Origin of the sequence: Ensifer sp. ENS08 (genome assembly GCF_014852195.1) — a bacterium.
Taxonomy (GTDB): Bacteria; Pseudomonadota; Alphaproteobacteria; order Rhizobiales; family Rhizobiaceae; genus Ensifer; species Ensifer adhaerens.
In genome coordinates this window covers 113,956-132,669 of sequence record NZ_JACVBF010000014.1, presented here as the reverse complement: position 1 = coordinate 132,669, position 18,714 = coordinate 113,956, and the positions used below count along the sequence as shown (strand labels likewise).

Genomic DNA, 18,714 nt, shown 5'->3' with positions numbered 1-18,714 from the left:
TTGCCTGGAGTTCAGCGGGCCTGGATTCCCAAGGTAGATGCCGTCCATGGGACTTTCGGGCGCTATAGAACCCTGACGGAGATGGACGACCACCACAATGTATGCGGCGGAGAGGACCGCCCTCTTTAGATCTGGCGATACGGCCAAAGGTTAGAGACGCAGCCATCGCTCGCGCTCCTACGGAATAAGGGGAACGAAAGCTCATCATGTTTTTCAAGAAAAGTCAATAACTATTTGATTTAATTATGTTTTATTCCCATCGCGCCTCCAATAAGCCTGTTCCCCCTGCTTCTTCCTAGCCCAAGCTTGAGAGCTTTCGCCGCCGCATATCGAAGCACCATTGCCCGCGGCTGGCCCTTAACGACCACGAACCGCCGCTTTGTACTGCGGGAAACCCCAAGCATCAGCAAGGAAGCCCAAAGAAGTTATGAACCGCAAGACGGCGACCGTCGAAAGTCCTTGGTCGCTTTCGCTGTTAGCTTGTCATCGAGTTGAAATGAATCGCAGGTGCGTCAGTAGCCACTTGGACTCGCCTCATAAACCCGGTCACGTGCGACGTATGAGCAGGAAGCGACAGTGAGCATCGTAGCCCGGCGTCAAGTGTCAACTGGCGCAAGCTCGCGGTGCAAGGCGCAGTCACGGCACCGGCTTCTGAGAGGACGTCGTCCCGGAATCGGAGTATCGCCCTCCAGAGCCAGGTCAAGGAGCCGGAGCGCCCACTTGGGAAGAAGACAATGGAAGGCGAAGCTCTCAAGGAAGCGCTTGAGATTGCCGCGGCCAAAGAAGCATCTGGTGCGCTCCCTATAAGCGCCGAAAGCCACTCACTGCGACGGTGATGTGCTTGAGCTTGGTCCTTCCAAAGCCCGTTGACGTCCGCCGCTGCTGATCGAGAACTGGTCGAAGCAATCAAAGGAATCATCGCCACTTTGCCGACCCACGGCTATCGACGGTTCATGCCATTTTGCGTCAAAGCGCCGCCAACCAGGGCCACACTAGCAAATGCCACCTGCGTCTACAGGGTGACGAAGACTCAGTGGGGCGTTTTTCATGCATACCGGTGCGATCGATACCCTCCGTTATGTTGGCCGTGTTGCGGCCAAAGCATCGATCCTTCGGTGGTGCTCAGACGGGTTCGAAAACGGCGGTGACAACAAAGAGAAGGTGCGCTCGCTTTCGCCCCCGAGTCTTTGGCCGTGAGGCCTTGCCGATGTTGCCACAGTCGGAGGATCAACAGCGAAGATGCTCAGGGCTGGTCATCACCCCCATCGCAAACCGCTTCGGCCGGATCAACATCCTGCGAAACTCCGCAGAGTGACTGACGGCGCGTGCTTCATCGCCAAGACCACGAGATCGTTCCAGCGAGAGATGGGCATGGAGCCATGCTAACTCCCTCCGCAGCCCGCCTTCGGACGGCATGACCGAATCCTTCGTGGAATCCTTCAAACGCGGCTGATCTCGGTCGATCCCGTTCCGGATGCGCAAACCTTCCTAGCACAACTGCTGCTGTGCTCGAGGATTCAACACACACGATTCCGGCCGGCTTTTGCGGGCATCTCCAGCCGCAAAGCCGATGAACTCGTACACTCGCGAATCCTTGCTCAAGCTTTGCTGACATTGTCCAGAACAGCCAAACGAGAATTGGATTCGGGTCACGCACTCGTTGAGGCGAAGGATTCGACTTGCAGCCGAGCGGCTGCGCTTACTCGCACCTCCCCTACAACATGCTGTCACTCCTAGTGAGCAAAATGATTACACCGTGATCATTATGTTCGCTGAGCAAGTGAATGTCAACCTTTTTAAAAGCCCAGGACGAGTGCTGCGGCCCATCTCTCGCTGACCGAAGAGGCCCATACGAAGGTCCCAAGCCTTGAAGAACTCACCGACGGACAGGAAAGATTCAACTATGAATCTTTAAGTATATAAATCCGCGTTGTCAACAATATGACTTGCCTTCAGGAACACCACTCTAGATATGTGCGAGCACAATAGACTATTTTTGTAGACGAATACGATTAGTAGGCGTATTATGCTTTACCTCTTTGGCTCGCAGGAGCGAAGGTGATTACCTTTACTTTAACGCAATGATGAGAGGCGAAGCTATGTCTAATTTCCACATTTATTACTATACTTGGCCGGAGGTCTGCCAGATGACGACGCTGTCGGAAACGAACATTCGTACCATGCAGCCGAAAGGCACCTTTCCTTGGCACCTTGAGTTGTCAGGCGGGCGGGTCGGGTTTCCGAAAGAGGTAATCCACGCTTGGCTTGAGAACCCAAAAGCTTGGAAACTCCGGAATCTTCAACTAATGAGAGAAGCCTTCGGCATACCGGACGAAACCACCGTCGACAATTCTTTCAACGCGGTCTTCGAAGCATTTGCCAGGAAGGCTCGGAGCGCTGAGGCCGCTATGATGACCGCCATCCTCGACCGATTTGGCAAACTGGCGCGGGGCACTGAGCACAAATCCGACGCTGACAATCCGACGGATGCCAGCATTTAGTGTCAGCTTTTTTTGGTCTGATACCCTTGCCAACCCCAACTGAACGGTGCCGCAAATGCAGTTCGCGGCACCGCGGACTGTGGCGAAACTGCGGCGAGGTATGGCCGGATCCGCTGGATTCTCTTAATATGGATAAGAGGATAGCTGGAAATTCTGCTTATGGTTCACGCCAACATTTTTTGGAGCGCGCCATCTTTTTTTGGTTTCGGCCCATCTTGGTTTTGGCTCACCACTGGAAATGCCGTGAACAAATATCTTGAAGGCCTATTGACCTTCCAACGGTGGGAGACGCCATGTTTGTCTCACAACCGAACCAAGGAGACAAGCATGCAGAACTACAAGATCGACAACATGACCTGTGGCCACTGCGCCGGCGTCGTCCAGAAGGCGATCCTGAGCGTCGACCCGCAGGCAACGATCAAGGTCGATCTCGGCAATCGGGAAGTCAGCGTCGAGACCGCCGCAGCGGCAGGGCCGATCGCAGACGCCCTGAAGGCGGCCGGATACGAGAGCCGCGCGCTCTGAGCGCACGCTCCCTCCGACACCTCCCGTCACGAAACGCCCCGGCTTTCCGGGGCGTTTTGTTGTCAGGGCAATGCTTCGGTCACCGTCAGCCGGCGACGGCTGCGGCCCCCTCCGGCTGGCGCCCAAGCATATCCGGATGCCGTGCCAGGTGCTCGAACAGGCGAGCGACCGCTTCGGCGCCGGGATCGATGTGCCCTTCGAGTTGCTTGGCATTGATGTAAGCGGCACGCCCTGCCCTTGCCCGCACCAGCGTCGCGGTCAGATTGGCGCCGTCGCGCGCCGCCTTGGAGGCCGCGCCGATGCTCGCGTCGAGCGCGTCCAGTGCCGGAGAAAGCGCGTCGACCATGGTGCGGTCGCCGATCTGAGCCCCGCCGATTTCCTGCATGCGCGCCAACCCGGCTTTCAGCGCTTCGCGGATCGAAAGCCCGCTCGAGGCGCCATCCCCGGCGGCGGCAAAGAAGATCGCCAGAAGCACGCCCGAAGAGCCGCCCATCGTCTGGCTCAACTCCTGCCCGATGGCGCGGAAGAGCTGAGTGTGGTCGGATAGCGGCAGGCGATCGAGGGCCTGAATGAGTGCCCGTGCAGCGCCGGCGAGCGTCGAGCCGGTGTCTCCGTCTCCGGACTTGGCATCGAGTGCATTCAGGTCCTTTTCCGCGTCGATCAGCAGGTTGCAGCAGGCAAGCAGGAACTGCCGCGTCGCATCGTGTCGCGAAGGCAGAGGTGAAATCGGCGTCAGGCCATCAGGCAGGGCGAGTACATTCACCGGCCTGACGGCGGTCACGCCTGGCCAGGCCGGAAGCGCCACGGGCCGGGACAACAGCTCCAGCTCGGCCTTGTCGGCCGGGTAGACGGAGACGGAAAAGCCGCGCATGTCCAGCGACGTCATCATCGGCGCAGGTCCGACCAGATGCACGATCCGATCGGCGATCGCCGACTGGGCGAGTTCGTGCATGAGAATAGACATTTCCAGGATAGACGTTCCGCCGAGATTATTGACGAGCACCACGTGCGGCTTGTCCTCCATCGCCGCCTGCAGGCGCTCGACCATGGCGGCAACAGCGCTTCTCGCATCGGAATGCACAATCTGTTCGACGCCAGCTTCGCCATGGATGCCGAGGCCGAGTTCCGCATGGCCCTCGGGGATGCGATGTTCCTTCGGCGAACCCGGAACGGTGCAGGTATCGAGCGACATGCCGATGGTGCTCGTGCCCGATATGACCTTGCGCGCCGCATTGGCGATCGTATCGAGGTCCGCCCCGCTTTCTGCGAGCGCTCCGGCGATCTTGTGGACGAAAAGGGTACCGGCGACACCGCGCGCCTGCGGAAGGTCCGGCAGCGCGATGTCGTCATCGACGATGACCATGCTCACATTGAGGCCGTAGGCGCGGGCGCGTTCGGCCGCGAGGCCGAAGTTCAGCCGGTCACCGGTGTAGTTCTTGACGATCAGCAGGCAGCCGGCAGGTCCCGTCACCGCCAGGATACCGGCGAGGATCGCGTCCACGCTCGGCGATGCGAAGACGTCGCCGCAGACGGCGGCCGTCAGCATGCCCTTGCCGACGAAGCCGATATGCGCGGGCTCGTGTCCCGAGCCGCCACCGGAGACGAGCGCGACCTTGCCCTTGTCCCAGTCGGAGCGCAGGACGACGCGAATGTGCGGATATCCGTCGAGGCGGCTGAGCGCGCCGCCGGATGCGGCAAGAACCCCGTCGATCGCTTCCGTAACCGCATTTTCCTTGCGGTTGATAAACTGATTCATGTTCGCCTCCTAAGCGATGCGCATTCCGGCCGCGTCGAAGAAGAGCGGCTTGTCTGGCTGGATCTTGATAGTCTCGCCGCCGCGGAACCCAGTATGGGGGTCCGTGACCGTCACGAGGTTGTGCTGCTTGAACGTGAGATGCAGGCGCGTCTGGTCGCCCAGATGTTCGACACGGGTCACGAGTGCATCTTCTCCGGCGCCCTGGACGATATTTTCGGGGCGAAGGCCGATCGACTGCGCCTTGTCCGGCGCGCCCGCAAAAAGCTTGGCAGGCAGGACGTTGATGCGCGGCTGGCCGAGGCGGGTCGCGGCGTAAACGCTGACCGGCGCTTCGTACACCTCTCTTGGTGATCCGAACTGAACAAGCCTGCCCTCTTCGAGCACACCGATATGCGTTGCCATGGTCATCGCTTCGATCTGGTCGTGGGTGACGTAAAGAAGCGTCGCCCCGGACTTTGCCTGAATGTTCTTCAGTTCGACGCGCAGATCGGCTCGAAGCTTCGCGTCGAGCGAACTCAAGGGCTCGTCCATCAGGTATATCTGCGGGTTTCTGACAAGCGCACGCCCGATCGACACGCGCTGCATTTCGCCACCGGACAAGGCGGTCGCCTTGTTGTCGAGCTTGTGCGAAATCTGCAAGACCTCGGCGATGGCGTTCACCTTTTCGTCGATCGTCTTCTGCGGCGTTTTCAAGAGCGGGGATTTCAGCGGAAATTCCAGGTTCTGCCGGACGGACAGATGCGGATAGAGCGAATATTGCTGGAATACCATCGCCACGTTGCGCTGCGCCGGCGTCAGTCCTTGCACGGACATCCCGCCGATAAAGATCTCGCCGCTATTAGGCGTGTCGAGCCCCGAGACCATACGCAACGTCGTCGTCTTTCCGGCGCCTGTCGGTCCCAGGAGAACCACGAACGACCCGTCCGGGATCGTCATCGAGACATCGTCCAGCGCTGTGTGGGTGCCGAATGTCTTCGTCACGTTTCTTAGGATGACTTCAGCCACGGCGCAGCACTCCCTCGTTGGCTTCGGAAACAAGAGCACGACCCGTCTCCGCATTGAAGAGCGTCAAGGTCCGCGCGTTGAAATCGAGACCGAGAAGCTCGTCGGTACGGGCTGCCTGACTGGAGGGCGTGCGCGCCTTGATCTCGCCGTTGGGCGTTTCGATCGTGACGATCTGTGTCGTGCCGAGATACTCGACGGCGATCACGCGGCCTCTGTAGCTGGAGTCGTCGACGAAACGGACATGCTCGGGACGCACACCGAGCGACAGCGTGCCGGCCCTGCCCTCACGCGACGCCGGCACCGCCACCTTTTTCCCACCGAGATCGATGCTGTCGCCGCCGATACCGATCATGCCCTCGAACTCCAGAAAGTTCATGGACGGGGAGCCGATGAACTTGGCGACGAACTTGGTCGCCGGCCAGTCGTAGATCTGCTGCGGCCGGCCGAATTGCTCGATGACGCCGTGGTTCATGACGACGATCTTGTCGCCCATCTGCATCGCTTCCAGCTGGTCGTGGGTCACATAGACGGTGGTGGCGCCCATGCGATCGTGCAGCGCCCGCAGTTCCCCCGCCATGTGTTCGCGGAACTCCGCGTCGAGCGCGCCGAGCGGCTCGTCCATGAAGAAGGCCTTCGGGTTGCGGACAATCGCCCGGCCGAGCGCAACACGCTGGCGGTCACCGCCCGAGAGCCCGCCAACCGGCTTGTCGAGAATGCCTTCAATTCTGAGGATCCTTGCCACCTCGGCGACACGCGCGGCGACATCCGCCTTTTTCATCCCCTGGCTGACGAGCGGATAGGAGATGTTCTTGCGTACGTTCATGTGGGGATAGAGGGCGAACATCTGGAAGACGAAGGCGATATCGCGCTCCCTCGCCCGCTTCATGCCGACCTCTTCGCCGCCGATATAGATCTGGCCGCTCGTCGGCAGCTCCAGTCCCGCCATCATCCGAAGCGTCGTCGTCTTGCCGCATCCCGATGGGCCGAGCAGCATGAAGAACTCGCCGTCTTCCACCGTGAAGCTCGAAGACTGGACAGCCGTGAACGCTCCGAACTCCTTGCGCACATTTTCAATTCTGATCTGTGCCATGGGTCACTCCGGAAAATGGCTGACGATGATGAACATGACTGTTCCAAGCAGCGTCACGAGGAAGGAGAAGGAGTAGAGCGTGAGCGACACTGGCTGCATGAGCATGACCACGCCGAGCGCGATGAGCACCGATGCCACCATTTCCCATGCGCCACGGCGAAGGCGGAGCAACTGGTTGAGGAAAGCTGTCATTTTCTTACCGCTCCGAAGGTGATGCCGCGCAGGAGGTGTTTGCGAAGCAGGATCGTGAACACCATCACGGGGACGAGGAAGAGGGTCGCACCGGCGGCCACCGCCGGCCAGTCCTGCCCACCGACGCCGATGATCGTCGGGATGAAGGGCGGTGCGGTCTGCGCGGTGCCCGACGTGAGCAGCACGGCGAAGGCGTATTCGTTCCAGGCGAAGATCAGGCAGAAGATAGCCGTCGACGCGATGCCGGTCGCCGCCTGGGGCAGCACGACCTTGTAGAAAGCCTGGAAGCGAGTGTAGCCGTCGATCAGCGCTGCCTCTTCATACTCGATCGGGATCTCGTCGATGAAGCCCTTGAGCAGCCAGACCGAGAGCGACAGGTTGACTGCCGTATACAGCAGGATCATGCCGGCATGGGTGTCGTTCAGCCCGAGCGAGCGGAACATCAGGAAGATCGGAATGGCGACCGCGATCGGCGGCATCATGCGCGTGGAAAGGATGAAGAACAGCAGGTCGTCCTTGAGCGGCACCTTGAAGCGCGAGAAGGCATAGGCCGCGGCCGTTCCGAGCACGATGCACAGGACCGTCGAGCCGAACCCGATGATGACGGAATTGTAGAAGCGCTCCGGGAACCGCGACGGGCCGGCGATGATCAGCCCATCCTTGCGAACGAGACGCTCGTACCAGGTCTTCGGTTCGCCCATTTCCTTCAGTTGTTCTTCCGAAACGCGGGTGCGCGTCGTGAAGAGGTTCACATAGCCTTCGAGCGTCGGCTCGAAGAAGGTCTTCGGCGGATAGGCGATCGCGTCAGAGGGCGATTTGAAACCCGTTCCGATGATCCAGAGCAACGGGAGAATGGTGATCACCGCATAAAGCACGACCAGGGCGCCTGCGAACCACTTCTGCCGTGCGGATGGCTCCGTTACAGAAAAGCTGCTCATCTCTGCTTCACCTTGTTGAGTGCTTTGACATAGATCGACGCAAGGCCGAAGACGGTCACGAAGAGGATGACGGCATAGGCGGACGCGTATCCGGTGCGCCATTTCTCGAAGGCTTCACGCTTCAGGTTGATCGACGTCAGCTCCGTGATCGAGCCAGGGCCACCGCCCGTCAGCTGCACGACCAGGTCGAACATCTTGAAGTTCTCGATGCCGCGGAAAAGGATGGCCAGCATCAGGAACGGCAGCACCATCGGAATGGTGATGGTCCAGAACTGGCGCCAGCTGCTGGCCCGGTCGCATTCCGCCGCCTCATAGATGCTGCTCGGAATGGAGCGCAGCCCGGCAAGGCAGATGAGCATGACGAACGGCGTCCACATCCAGGTGTCGACGATGATGATCGCCCAGGGCGCCAGCGACGTGTCGCCGATCATCGAGAAACTGGACGGGTCTGCGCCGGTCAGGAACCCGATCGCGTAGTTGAACAGGCCGATCTGTGGCTGGTAGAGAAAGGTCCAGAAGTTTCCGACGACGGCCGGGCTCAGCATCATCGGGAGCACGATGATGGTCGTCCACAGGTCGTTGCCGCGGAACTTCTTGTTGATGAGATAGGCGAGAGCAAAGCCGATCAGCACCTGCAGGACGATCGTCCAGATCAGGAAATGGGCCGTCGCCTGCATCGTCAGCCAGATGTCCTTGTCGGTCAGGATGTTGAGGTAGTTGCGCAGACCGACGAACTGAACAGGTTCATTCGGGCGGTTTACGCGAAAATTGGTGAAGCTCAGCCGGACGGTCCAGATCAGCGGAAAGATGTTGATCGCAAGCAAAAGCACAATGGACGGTGCGACGAAGATCCAGGCGATCGCGCGGTCCGACAAGCCTCTGATGCGCCGTGCAAGCACGGGCGGCGTCGCGTGCGCAGCGCGATCGATCGAAGAATGGAGCATGGTATTCCCCTAAGGCATTGACGAATGGGCATGCGGGGCCGGCGCGAGAGATCGGCCGGCCGGCCCCGCATGGACGCTTCCGCCGGGAGGCGGCGGGTGTTTGCGTCAATACTTGCCTTCGTCTTCGAAGATGTCCTTCCAGTCCTCAGAGAGACCGTCGAGCGCATCCTTCGCCGTGCCCTGGTTGGCAACGACGTAATCGTGGAAGCGCTTCTGCGAGGCCTGCAGCAGCGAGGCGTAGGACGGCTCGGCCCAGAAGTCCTTCACGATTGCCATCGAATCGAGGAACGTCTGCGCATAGGGCTGGCTCGTGGCGAAGCTCGGGTCCTCGACCACCGAGCGCAGTGCGGAGTATCCGCCGAGCGCCCACCACTTTTTCTGGATTTCAGGCTGCGCGAACCACTTGATGTAATCCAGCGCTTCCTTCTGCTTGTCGGACGCTGCGACGACCGAGATGCCCTGGCCGCCGAGCTGGGCGAACTGCACACCGGTCGGACCAGCAGGATTGGGGAAGTAGCCGGACTTGTCGCCGCCGACATTGGCGTCGGCATGGATGCCGGGCCAGGTGAAGGCAAAGTTCATCTGCAGGGCGACCTGGCCGGACTTGTAGGCGTCGATATCCTCCGACATGTAGGCGTCGGAATGGCCGGGCGGTGTGCAGCAATCGTAGAGCGCCTTGTAGAATTCCAGGCCCTTGACTGCGTCCGCCGAGTTGACGAAGCCGTCGAGCTCATAGGCTTTCTTCGGATTTCCGTACTCGAAGCCGTAGCTGTAGAGCACGTCCATCACGCCCATGGTAATGCCTTCTGAGCCGCGCTCCGTATAGATGGCAGCGCCATAGACGGTCTTGCCGTCGACCTGGCGCTTCTGGAAGAATTCGGCGATATCCTTGAGTTCGGCGAAGGTCTTCGGCACGGCGAGATCCCGGCCGTATTTCTGCTTGAACTCCGCCTGGAGTTCGGGACGCGAGAACCAGTCCTTGCGATAGGTCCAACCGACCACGTCACCGAACGCCGGCAGAGCCCAGTAGTTCGGCGAATTCTTCGGCCATTCCGCGTAACCGATGACGGTTGCGGGAATGAAGTCGTCCATCTTGATCCCTTCCTTGTCGAAGAAATCATTGAGCTTGATGTACTGGCCATTCTCGGCGGCGCCGCCAATCCACTGGCTGTCGCCGATCATCAGATCGCAGAGCTTGCCGCCGGAATTCAGCTCGTTCAGCATCCGGTCGGCGAAGTTCGGCCACGGCACAAATTCGAACTTCATCGTGTTGCCGCTCTTGGCTTCGAAATCCTTGCTGAGCTCGACGAGCGCATTGGCCGGATCCCAGGCGGCCCAGCAAAGGGTCAGTTCGGCTGCGGAAGCGTGCGTACCGGACGCACCCGCAATGGCAAAATACGCTCCGACCATGACTGTGGAGCTCAACAGAATCCGTTTCATCATTGGGTTCCTCCCCCTTGTACCTTCTGACCTCCATCAGAAGGAAAGCGCCCTGACCGGGCGGTTGGCGCACCTAAATCCTCTTGGCACTAGCGGTGGGCGCGGCCGCATTCAGGGCCTGCGTTCTTCGCTGAAGGATTCATAACTGAGGTGCGCACCTCAACGCAAGCGATTTTTGAGGTGCGCACATCAATTCTTGATTTCGCGGCGATTTTGGTGGAGTAGATTGGGAACGATACACACTGGGAGTTCCGCATGCGGCCAACAGCCAAAGATCTTGCTGAGGCAGCGGGCTTGAGCCTCGCAACCGTCGACCGCGTGCTGAACGACAGGCCGAATGTCAGCCCGAAGGCCGTTCGCAGTGTTAACGAAGCCATTGAGCGCATTGGATTTATTCGAAACCCGGCAGCCGTCAGCCTTGCCCGCAACAAGAGCTACCGGTTCCGGTTCGTGCTGCCGACGAGCGGCGATCTCTATCTGGCGGAACTCATCCACCGGGTGGAAGAGGCGCGGGTGTCGATGAAGGGGGATCTCATCGACCTCGATTTCGTCCAGATCCCGATCGACGACCCGCATAAGGTTGCCAAGTACCTCGCCGATATAGACGAGAACGAATTCGACGGGATCGCGATGATGGCGCCGGAATCGCCGCAAGTGCGCGACGCGATCGGCCGCCTGATCGAACGCGGCGTCAAGTTCGTGCAGTTTCTGTCCGGACAGGAAAAGCTCCCGACCGCCGATTTCGTGGGCGTCGACAACTACGCCGCCGGCGCGACGGCGGCCAAGATCATCGGCCGGTTTGTCGGCCGGAGGGCGGGAAAGGTCCTGATCGTGGCCGAGACGATGCAGTCGCTCGACAGCATCCAGCGACGCTTCGGCTTCGACGATATCGTCAATTCACAGTTCCCTCACCTGCAATGTCTGCCCTCGGTCGAAACCCACGGCGACGAGCGCAGGGCCACCCAGATCCTCCAGCGAGTCCTTGAAAACAATCAAGAGGTTGCGGCGATCTACGTGTTGAGTTCCGAGGCCAGGATCCCGCTCGAGGGCGCAGCATCCTTCACCGATCTGCAAAAGATCACGGTGGTCGTCCACGAACGCACCCCCTTCAGCGAACGCGGCCTGCGCGACGCCAGCGTTGACGCCGTCATCGCCCAGGACCCGGGACACGCGGTGCGCAGCGCCATCCGCATCATGCGCGCGCGAACGGATTTTCGCGAACCGCACGCCGCACAGGACAAGATCAGAATAGAGGTCCTCCTCAAGGAGAACCTCTGACCCTCGGAGAGTGCATCTTTGACGTGCGCACCCCAAGCAGATGGGGCAACGCCTGATCGCGACGGCGCCGCCGACAGGCGCGTGAGGAGGCCCGCCCCACGCACCCGACTATGACCAGGCGCCTTCGTTCAAGGCGATCGAGGACAGGCGCGGACCGCTAAATGACGTGGGTGGATGCGGAGATCAGGCGCGCGCTTTGGCGCGCACCTTCTGCGGCTGCGCGGACGGTTGCTGGCTGGCGCTGCCGCCATAATTCACCAGCATCTGCATGGCTTTCTCTATTCCCGCGGGACTGTTCGGGTCGGTGTCGTTCGCGCGACACCAATCCTCGTGCTGCTGTTTGATCACGTCCATGTCGGCGGTAGAGAATGTGCCGGGCATTCTTCGCCCTCCCTTTAAAAAATCACACCAAAGAGAAAACTATCACAACGGCGGAAAGAGGCTCCCCGCACAACTAGGGGGTTTGCGCCCTCGAACAGCAAATTCCTTTGCGCAGCCGCCTTTGCGCAGAGCTATGACGGGCACCTGAACATTGCTCGCGCCGAGGTAAACTTGACACGATCGGCGGCATCGCGGCAGCATGAGGGGTAACTCAAAGCCGTGACTTGGCGAGACCTGCAGTTCGGCGGAAGACCGAGCAAACGCGTTCTGGCCCGGTCGGGAGGGAGGGAAGTGATGGGGTATGATTGGAGCGGCTCGCGCGAACGGCGGATGAAGGTCGCACGGTTCAGTGCGGCGCTGACACTGGCCGCAATGTTCGTAACCGTAGCGGCGCAGGTCGTGACGAGAGCAATTTGAGCCCGTCCTCTTCGTTATGATGCGGACGAAGACGCCTTCATCCGGGCGTCGACCTCCCGCGCCACACCATGGGGTGCCGGAAGAACGGAACCCAGGCTCCCCATGGACAGCGAAAGGCAAGTCTCGGCCGCCAGCGGCTACCTCTCCTGATATGTCCGAGCATGCTCGATAGGGAACGGGAGGTCTTGGCGGCACGAGCATGAAGGGCACATGACGTCGACCATCAAATCCAGCGAGACACAGCCCGAACGTCTCAAGATCGGCTTCGTTCTGGCGCGGTCCTTCACCCTTTCGGCATTCGCGCTCTTCATCGACACGCTGCGACTTGCGAGCGACGAGCTCGACAAGTCCGGCCGCATCCGTGCCGACTGGCAGGTGCTGGGCAACACGCGGCATCTCATCGCCTCCAGTTGCGGCGTGCAGGTGGCGCCGACATCCGACCTCGTTGATCCCGCCGGGTTCAACTACATCGTCGTGGTCGGCGGCCTGCTCAACAGCAAACAGCCGATCGCCGACGACACCGTCCGCTTCCTCCAGAAGGCGGCGGCGCGCAAGGTGCCTCTGATCGGTCTCTGTACAGGGACATTCGTCCTTGCCGAAGCGGGCCTGATGACCGGGCACACCGTCTGCGTCAGCTGGCTTCATTATCAGGCGTTCCGCGAGCGGTTCCCCGATCTCAAGGTTCGCTCGGACCGTCTCTTCAATCTCGATCGCACCCGTGGATCCTGCGCTGGCGGCAGCAGTGCCGCCGACATGGCGGCCCATATCGTGCGCCTGCATATCAGCAAGGAAGCCGAGCGAAATGCGCTCGAGGTGCTGCAGATCGACAAGGCCCGCTCGCATCTTCATGTCCAGCCGAGAAAACCGCTGGCGATCGAGAGCAACGACCCACGCCTGAATGCCGCTCTCATCATCATGGAGCAGCACACGGACAACACGCTGTCGATCCCGGAGCTGGCCGCATCCGTCGGCTTGTCCCGACGGCAGCTCGAACGCCTGTTCATGGACAAGGCGAAAATGTCGCCGGCGCTCGTCTATCGGAAGTTTCGGCTGGAACGCGCCAAGCATCTGCTGACGCAGACGAAGGCGCCGTTGATCGACATCGCGCTCGAAGTCGGGTTCGAGAACGCCGGCCACTTCTCGCGGATTTTTGCAAAAACCTACGGTCAATCGCCGAGCAAGTTCAGGGCCACACTTTCGGCGTGACCCGTCCCAGGCGATCCTGCCGACAACGCACCGGCCATAGCCGCCGCCGTCGGCTCATCAGTTTCCTCAAGCCTGACCGCTGCCCGCCGATACTGCTTCCTTGACGGCGAGCTCGGCCATGGCCAGTGCTGCCTCCCGCGTCGCTGCCGCCGCGATGAAGCGGCCGTTGTGGCAGAACCGCGCGCCAGCCACGCCGCAAGCCGCCTCCAGCTCGCCGTTCGTCAGGCCGGCCCAGGCAGCCGGCAGATCGGCGCGCAGCTCAAACCCTTCATCGGCCTTGCGAATGCCCGTCAGGCACCAGTCATTCTCGCGCGGATGAACGACGAACAACAGGTGGTCGGCGCCAGCTTTCACGATCGCCGGGCGGAACGGCATGCCCCGCGGCAGTTCGAGCACTCGGCTCTCACCGGCAAGGGCGATCTGCTGCAGCACGAGCGCCTCGGCCCGCAGCTTGGCGGCGCGTTGCGACACGCCAGCCTCGACGAAGGCGCGCGCGATCGAAAGGGCCTGACGGAAGCTGCGGTCCTCGGCCTCCTGGCCGGATTCGTCGAAGACAGGCTTCAAGGTTTCCAGCAGCGCCGACAGCGTGAGCCCCGCCAATGGGCCGGCCACGGAGGGGTCGAGCGCGCCGTTATCGACCAGATCCACCGGCAGCACGAAGCGCGCATCGAAGGCCGCATGGACCGCCTCCACATGGGCCTCGGGAACGCCGAACGCTGCCAGATAGGCGCGACCGTAATGCTTCCAGATCAAGCCGAACGAACTGTAGGGCTGGCCATCCTCTCTAACCGGCGCCCCGCGCTGATGATGATCGAACAGCCCGGCCCCGGCATCATACTGGCCACCAACATCATAAATGATGCGGTCCGCCCCGGGCTTCAGCCATTCCGACGCCCGGCTGCGAACGAGGCGAGCCTCAGGGAAAAGCCGCGTAAGGATGACGCTGGAAAGCAGCTCGTCGGCGTGGAAACCACCGGAATGTGTAACGAGAAAGTCTGGGATCATTCCGAATGGCCTTATGGTTCGTGACGCGTGTGTGCGGCACGACATAGCCATTGCCCGCGGTGACCTCAACCCGTCATCGCGCCTTCGTCGCAGTGTTCTGCCCTCAAGCTATCCAAAATCCGGCGCTAGATGTCGTGCCAGTCCTGATGCTGCCCCACGCGTTCGCAAGCCGACGACATCACTGTCATCAGGTCCGCGACCTTAGCAGCCAAGGCCGACCTCCCCGTCAACCAACCGACGGAGCTGTTGCCGTCACACCTTGCGCAGCAACATTGCCCTAACGCGCCATTTCGAAGATCGCCTCGCCGGAAATCGGGTCCGTGACCCCGAGATCCTGGCTGAGTTCCAGGAGCGTATCGCGGAACGTGTCGAGGTTCGCCTTCATCATGGGCCGTGCCGCAGCGATCGCTTCAAGGCTTTCCCATTCGGCAATTGAGAAATACGATCCATCCGCTGACTTGCTGAGCGCCATCTTTCTCAAGCCTTCAAAGTCGCGACCAGCGCTGCGAAAAAGCTGCTCAAACCGTTCCTCTTGACCGGGTCTCACGCGGAAACGGACACAATTATAAGCCGTCATCCTAACCTCCCTATGGGACGCAACTTCTACAGGATGGATCCGATGCAGTTCACTCGCAAGAGGCACGCGAAGCACGGTCGCAGCCTTGCGATCGCCGGCAAACCGGGAGCAATTCGAACTGCGCTTTGACAAACCTGCCGAGCTTCGCGGCCAAGCTTGCGTCAAGGCGGCGTCCATCGTGCATCGCGGGCAATTATCGCTGCGGTGGCAGACCTCTCCCAGCCGCTCTGAAGATGGCGTGCAGAAATCTCTTTTGTGCCCTTGACCTTCCCATCGTTGGAAGCCCCATGTTGTGACAAAAGACAGAGAAAGGAGCACGATCATGGGATCTGTGACCCCCATTAGAACAAACGACCTCGAAGCGATGTCCGCCGCCGCAGTGAGCGCCAGCATTCCCGTCGAGGGCATGACCTGCGCATCCTGCGTGGCGCGCGTCGAAAAAGCTATTCGCGCCGTGCCTGGTGTGACCGAGGCCTCGGTCAACCTCGCAACGGAACGCGCCGACGTCCGCTTCGATGCCAGCACCAAGTCCGCCGATATCGTCAAGGCGATCGAGAATGCCGGATATGGTGCGGCCGAAGACACGATCGAGCTCACCATCGAAGGCATGACCTGCGCGTCCTGTGTCGCGCGCATCGAAAAGGCGCTGAAGACCGTTCCGGGCGTCACCGAAGCCAACGTCAATCTGGCGACCGAGCGCGCTTCGGTGCGCATAACCAGGGGCATCGCCACCGCCGCCGCACTCGAAGAGGCGGTTCGCGTTGCCGGTTATGCCGCCAAGCGCATGACCGGCGACGAAAGCGTCGACCGCGAAGGCGAGAAGCGCGAACAGGAGACGCGAAAGCTTGCGCGCGCGCTGCTGATTGCCGCTGTCTTGACGCTGCCGATCTTCGTGCTCGAAATGGGCTCGCACTTCATCCCGGGCGTGCACGAATTCGTCATGAACAATATCGGCATGCAGGAAAGCTGGTATCTGCAGTTCGCGCTGACGACGCTGGTGCTCTTCGGCCCGGGCCTGCGTTTCTACCAGAAGGGTGTCCCCGCCCTCTTCCGTCTGGCGCCCGACATGAACTCGCTGGTCGCGATCGGCACCTCCGCCGCCTGGATCTACTCGGTCGTTGCCACATTCGCGCCGGACCTTCTGCCCGACGGTACCGCCAACGTCTACTATGAAGCTGCAGCCGTCATCGTCACCTTGATCCTGCTCGGCCGGTTCCTCGAGGCGCGCGCCAAGGGCCGGACCTCCGAGGCGATCAAGCATCTAATGGGTCTGCAGGCAAAGACCGCCCGCGTCATCCGCAACGGCGAGACGGTCGAGGTGCCGCTGTCCGACGTGCAGACTGGCGACACCGTCGTCGTGCGCCCGGGCGACCGGGTTCCGGTCGACGGCAGCGTCCTCGACGGAAACTCCTATGTCGACGAATCGATGATCACCGGCGAGCCGGTTCCGGTCGAAAAGGTGGCCGGCAGCGAAGTCGTCGGCGGCACGATCAACAAAACCGGCTCCTTCACCTTCCGGGCCACCAAGGTCGGCGCCGATACGGTGCTGGCGCAGATCATCAAGATGGTCGAGCAGGCCCAGGGCGCCAAGCTGCCGATCCAGTCGCTGGTCGACCGCGTCACCGCCTGGTTCGTGCCAGCCGTCATCGCGATTGCGCTTTTGACCTTCGGCGTCTGGCTGGTCTTCGGTCCGGATCCGGCGCTCACCTTCGCGCTCGTCAACGGCGTCGCCGTGCTGATCATCGCCTGCCCTTGCGCCATGGGCCTTGCCACCCCGACCTCGATCATGGTCGGCACCGGCCGCGCCGCCGAAATGGGTGTGCTCTTCCGCAAGGGCGAGGCGCTGCAGACGCTGCGGAACGCCGCCGTCATCGCCGTTGACAAGACCGGTACGCTGACCAAGGGCCGCCCGGAGCTGACCGACCTCGAAACCGCCGAAGGCTTCGATCGTGATACCGTGTTGACGCTGGTCGCCGCCGTGGAAACCCGCTCCGAACACCCGATCGCCGAAGCAATCGTCGACGCAGCCAAAGCAAAGGGACTGGCGATCGCCGAACCGGCCAGGTTCGAGGCAATCCCCGGTTTCGGCGCCAGCGCCGAGGTCTCGGGCCGGACCGTCCATGTCGGTGCCGACCGCCTGATGACGCAACTGAAGCTCGACGTGTCGGCCTTCGCCGACCAGGCGGCCCGCCTTGGCTCGGAAGGCAAGAGCCCGCTCTATGCCGCGATCGACGGCAAGTTGGCGGCGATCATCGCCGTTGCCGACCCGATCAAGGAAACGACGCCGCAGGCGATCCGCATGCTGCACGATCTCGGCCTGAAGGTTGCGATGATCACCGGCGACAACCGTCGCACCGCAGAGGCGATCGCGGCCAAGCTCGGCATCGACGAGGTGATCGCCGAAGTGCTTCCAGATGGTAAGGTCGCGGCTCTGAAGAAGCTGAAGCAAGGCGGACGCGCGGTCGCCTTCGTCGGCGACGGGATCAACGATGCGCCGGCGCTCGCCGAAGCCGATGTCGGCCTGGCGATCGGCACCGGTACGGACGTCGCCATCGAGAGCGCCGACGTGGTGCTGATGTCCGGCGATCTCCTGGGTGTGCCGAATGCGATCGCGCTGTCCACAGCGACGATCCGCAACATCAAGGAGAACCTGTTCTGGGCCTTTGCCTATAACGCGGTACTGATCCCGGTTGCCGCCGGCGCGCTCTACCCGGTCTACGGCCTCTTGCTGTCGCCGATCTTTGCGGCCGGTGCCATGGCGCTGTCGAGCGTCTTCGTGCTGGGCAACGCCCTGCGGCTTCGGGCCTTTCGCCCGGTTGCCGCAGCACAGGCGGCCTAGGTTCGATCGTCTCCCCGGCTATTGCCAGCATGGCGGAAGCCGGGGAGAGCCCTTATATTCTCAAGGGAATGGCCGCACGACGGTAAAAAGGATGACATCATGAATATCGGCGAAGCTTCCCGCGCCTCCGGCGTCTCGACGAAAATGATCCGCTATTACGAGACGATCGGCCTCATCCCGCAGGCCGACCGCAGCGAAGCCGGCTATCGCAACTATGGCGACAACGACGTCCATACGCTGCGCTTCATCCGCCGCTCGCGCGATCTCGGTTTCACTGTCGAGCAGATGGCGGACCTCTTGGCGCTCTGGCGCGACCGCGAGCGCGCCAGCGGCGAGGTGAAGAAGATCGCGCTCGAACATGTCGAGATCCTGGAGCGCAAGGCCGAGGAACTGAAGGCGATGAGCCGGACGCTGAAACATCTCGCCGCCCATTGCCATGGCGACGGCCGCCCGGACTGTCCCATTCTCGAGGATCTCGCCGACGCCACGAACGCGCCGACGAAGGCAACCGAGCCCGCCCGCTTCGGTACGGCCGGCATCGATCCGGTCCGCAACCGGCGGCACGGGTGACGACGAGTGCGCATCCTTGAGCCTCACGCATTCGTGACGGCGCCAGGCGC

Annotated in this window: 16 protein-coding genes; 6 read left to right on the top strand and 10 right to left on the bottom strand. The window is 61.4% G+C overall.

The window, feature by feature from the left end; genetic code table 11:
• The first annotated feature begins 2,081 nt into the window (after window positions 1-2,081).
• Together IB272_RS25195 and IB272_RS25190 are read left to right on the top strand one after the other, a co-directional pair.
• On the top strand, window positions 2,082-2,501 hold the full coding sequence (locus IB272_RS25195) for an AlpA family phage regulatory protein (protein WP_348646815.1): 420 nt from the start codon (window positions 2,082-2,084) through the stop codon (window positions 2,499-2,501).
• 327 nt (window positions 2,502-2,828) lie between these two features.
• Window positions 2,829-3,026 (top strand): heavy-metal-associated domain-containing protein, encoded by a 198-nt coding sequence (locus IB272_RS25190; RefSeq protein ID WP_034799336.1) that lies wholly within the window; start codon window positions 2,829-2,831, stop codon window positions 3,024-3,026.
• Between the two features lie 85 nt (window positions 3,027-3,111).
• On the opposite strand, the gene IB272_RS25185 is transcribed toward IB272_RS25190, so the two are convergent.
• The 7 genes from IB272_RS25185 to IB272_RS25155 all read right to left on the bottom strand — a co-directional run bounded on the left by IB272_RS25185 (window position 3,112) and on the right by IB272_RS25155 (window position 10,361).
• Entirely contained in the window at window positions 3,112-4,782 is a 1,671-nt protein-coding gene (locus IB272_RS25185; RefSeq protein WP_034799333.1) for a dihydroxyacetone kinase subunit DhaK, read from the bottom strand.
• A 9-nt stretch (window positions 4,783-4,791) separates the two neighbouring features.
• Complete coding sequence (locus tag IB272_RS25180) at window positions 4,792-5,787, bottom strand: ABC transporter ATP-binding protein (protein ID WP_034799319.1); 996 nt, start codon at window positions 5,785-5,787, stop codon at window positions 4,792-4,794.
• A complete protein-coding gene (locus tag IB272_RS25175) occupies window positions 5,780-6,877 on the bottom strand; it encodes an ABC transporter ATP-binding protein (RefSeq protein ID WP_192445339.1) in 1,098 nt (365 codons plus the stop codon). The genes IB272_RS25180 and IB272_RS25175 overlap by 8 nt, the downstream gene beginning before the upstream one ends.
• 3 nt (window positions 6,878-6,880) lie before the next feature.
• On the bottom strand, window positions 6,881-7,069 hold the full coding sequence (locus IB272_RS25170; RefSeq protein WP_034799314.1) for a hypothetical protein: 189 nt from the start codon (window positions 7,067-7,069) through the stop codon (window positions 6,881-6,883).
• On the bottom strand, window positions 7,066-8,007 hold the full coding sequence (locus IB272_RS25165) for a carbohydrate ABC transporter permease (RefSeq protein ID WP_043613810.1): 942 nt from the start codon (window positions 8,005-8,007) through the stop codon (window positions 7,066-7,068). The genes IB272_RS25170 and IB272_RS25165 overlap by 4 nt, the downstream gene beginning before the upstream one ends.
• Complete coding sequence (locus IB272_RS25160; protein WP_043613808.1) at window positions 8,004-8,951, bottom strand: sugar ABC transporter permease; 948 nt, start codon at window positions 8,949-8,951, stop codon at window positions 8,004-8,006. Before IB272_RS25160 ends, IB272_RS25165 begins: the two co-directional genes overlap by 4 nt.
• Before the next feature lie 105 nt (window positions 8,952-9,056).
• Complete coding sequence (locus IB272_RS25155; protein ID WP_089043826.1) at window positions 9,057-10,361, bottom strand: ABC transporter substrate-binding protein; 1,305 nt, start codon at window positions 10,359-10,361, stop codon at window positions 9,057-9,059.
• A 285-nt stretch (window positions 10,362-10,646) separates the two neighbouring features.
• Between IB272_RS25155 and IB272_RS25150 the strand changes: the two genes are divergently transcribed.
• Window positions 10,647-11,669, top strand: a complete 1,023-nt coding sequence (locus IB272_RS25150; RefSeq protein ID WP_192445337.1) for a LacI family DNA-binding transcriptional regulator — start codon at window positions 10,647-10,649, stop codon at window positions 11,667-11,669.
• Window positions 11,670-11,852: 183 nt separating this feature from the next.
• Here the strand turns inward: IB272_RS25150 and IB272_RS25145 are convergent, their stop codons facing one another.
• On the bottom strand, window positions 11,853-12,050 hold the full coding sequence (locus IB272_RS25145; protein WP_034799295.1) for a hypothetical protein: 198 nt from the start codon (window positions 12,048-12,050) through the stop codon (window positions 11,853-11,855).
• Window positions 12,051-12,677: 627 nt separating this feature from the next.
• Between IB272_RS25145 and IB272_RS25140 the strand changes: the two genes are divergently transcribed.
• The gene (locus IB272_RS25140) at window positions 12,678-13,673 is read left to right on the top strand and encodes a GlxA family transcriptional regulator (RefSeq protein WP_192445334.1); all 996 of its coding nucleotides are present in this window, start codon (window positions 12,678-12,680) and stop codon (window positions 13,671-13,673) included.
• A 66-nt stretch (window positions 13,674-13,739) separates the two neighbouring features.
• Here IB272_RS25140 and IB272_RS25135 read toward each other — a convergent pair whose 3' ends face one another.
• Together IB272_RS25135 and IB272_RS34750 are read right to left on the bottom strand one after the other, a co-directional pair.
• Window positions 13,740-14,678 (bottom strand): MYG1 family protein, encoded by a 939-nt coding sequence (locus IB272_RS25135; RefSeq protein WP_192445332.1) that lies wholly within the window; start codon window positions 14,676-14,678, stop codon window positions 13,740-13,742.
• Between the two features lie 277 nt (window positions 14,679-14,955).
• Window positions 14,956-15,579 (bottom strand): antibiotic biosynthesis monooxygenase family protein, encoded by a 624-nt coding sequence (locus IB272_RS34750; protein WP_200953556.1) that lies wholly within the window; start codon window positions 15,577-15,579, stop codon window positions 14,956-14,958.
• 40 nt (window positions 15,580-15,619) lie between these two features.
• Between IB272_RS34750 and IB272_RS25125 the strand changes: the two genes are divergently transcribed.
• Both IB272_RS25125 and cueR read left to right on the top strand, forming a co-directional pair.
• Complete coding sequence (locus IB272_RS25125; RefSeq protein ID WP_192445406.1) at window positions 15,620-18,094, top strand: heavy metal translocating P-type ATPase; 2,475 nt, start codon at window positions 15,620-15,622, stop codon at window positions 18,092-18,094.
• Between the two features lie 99 nt (window positions 18,095-18,193).
• A complete protein-coding gene (gene cueR / locus IB272_RS25120) occupies window positions 18,194-18,664 on the top strand; it encodes a Cu(I)-responsive transcriptional regulator (protein ID WP_034799282.1) in 471 nt (156 codons plus the stop codon).
• Window positions 18,665-18,714 lie beyond the last annotated feature (50 nt).

What these genes read in the sequence shown, in the direction of transcription:
- cueR (WP_034799282.1), top strand. Translation starts at nt 18,194, where the DNA reads ATGAATATCGGCGAAGCTTCCCGCGCCTCCGGCGTCTCGACGAAAATG.
- IB272_RS25165 (WP_043613810.1), bottom strand. Translation starts at nt 8,007, where the DNA reads ATGAGCAGCTTTTCTGTAACGGAGCCATCCGCACGGCAGAAGTGGTTC.
- IB272_RS25155 (WP_089043826.1), bottom strand. Translation starts at nt 10,361, where the DNA reads ATGGTCGGAGCGTATTTTGCCATTGCGGGTGCGTCCGGTACGCACGCT.
- IB272_RS25175 (WP_192445339.1), bottom strand. Translation starts at nt 6,877, where the DNA reads ATGGCACAGATCAGAATTGAAAATGTGCGCAAGGAGTTCGGAGCGTTC.
- IB272_RS25135 (WP_192445332.1), bottom strand. Translation starts at nt 14,678, where the DNA reads ATGATCCCAGACTTTCTCGTTACACATTCCGGTGGTTTCCACGCCGAC.
- IB272_RS25195 (WP_348646815.1), top strand. Translation starts at nt 2,082, where the DNA reads ATGATGAGAGGCGAAGCTATGTCTAATTTCCACATTTATTACTATACT.
- IB272_RS25150 (WP_192445337.1), top strand. Translation starts at nt 10,647, where the DNA reads ATGCGGCCAACAGCCAAAGATCTTGCTGAGGCAGCGGGCTTGAGCCTC.
- IB272_RS25140 (WP_192445334.1), top strand. Translation starts at nt 12,678, where the DNA reads ATGACGTCGACCATCAAATCCAGCGAGACACAGCCCGAACGTCTCAAG.
- IB272_RS25170 (WP_034799314.1), bottom strand. Translation starts at nt 7,069, where the DNA reads ATGACAGCTTTCCTCAACCAGTTGCTCCGCCTTCGCCGTGGCGCATGG.
- IB272_RS25145 (WP_034799295.1), bottom strand. Translation starts at nt 12,050, where the DNA reads ATGCCCGGCACATTCTCTACCGCCGACATGGACGTGATCAAACAGCAG.
- IB272_RS34750 (WP_200953556.1), bottom strand. Translation starts at nt 15,579, where the DNA reads ATGATCGTGCTCCTTTCTCTGTCTTTTGTCACAACATGGGGCTTCCAA.
- IB272_RS25190 (WP_034799336.1), top strand. Translation starts at nt 2,829, where the DNA reads ATGCAGAACTACAAGATCGACAACATGACCTGTGGCCACTGCGCCGGC.
- IB272_RS25185 (WP_034799333.1), bottom strand. Translation starts at nt 4,782, where the DNA reads ATGAATCAGTTTATCAACCGCAAGGAAAATGCGGTTACGGAAGCGATC.
- IB272_RS25125 (WP_192445406.1), top strand. Translation starts at nt 15,620, where the DNA reads ATGTCCGCCGCCGCAGTGAGCGCCAGCATTCCCGTCGAGGGCATGACC.
- IB272_RS25160 (WP_043613808.1), bottom strand. Translation starts at nt 8,951, where the DNA reads ATGCTCCATTCTTCGATCGATCGCGCTGCGCACGCGACGCCGCCCGTG.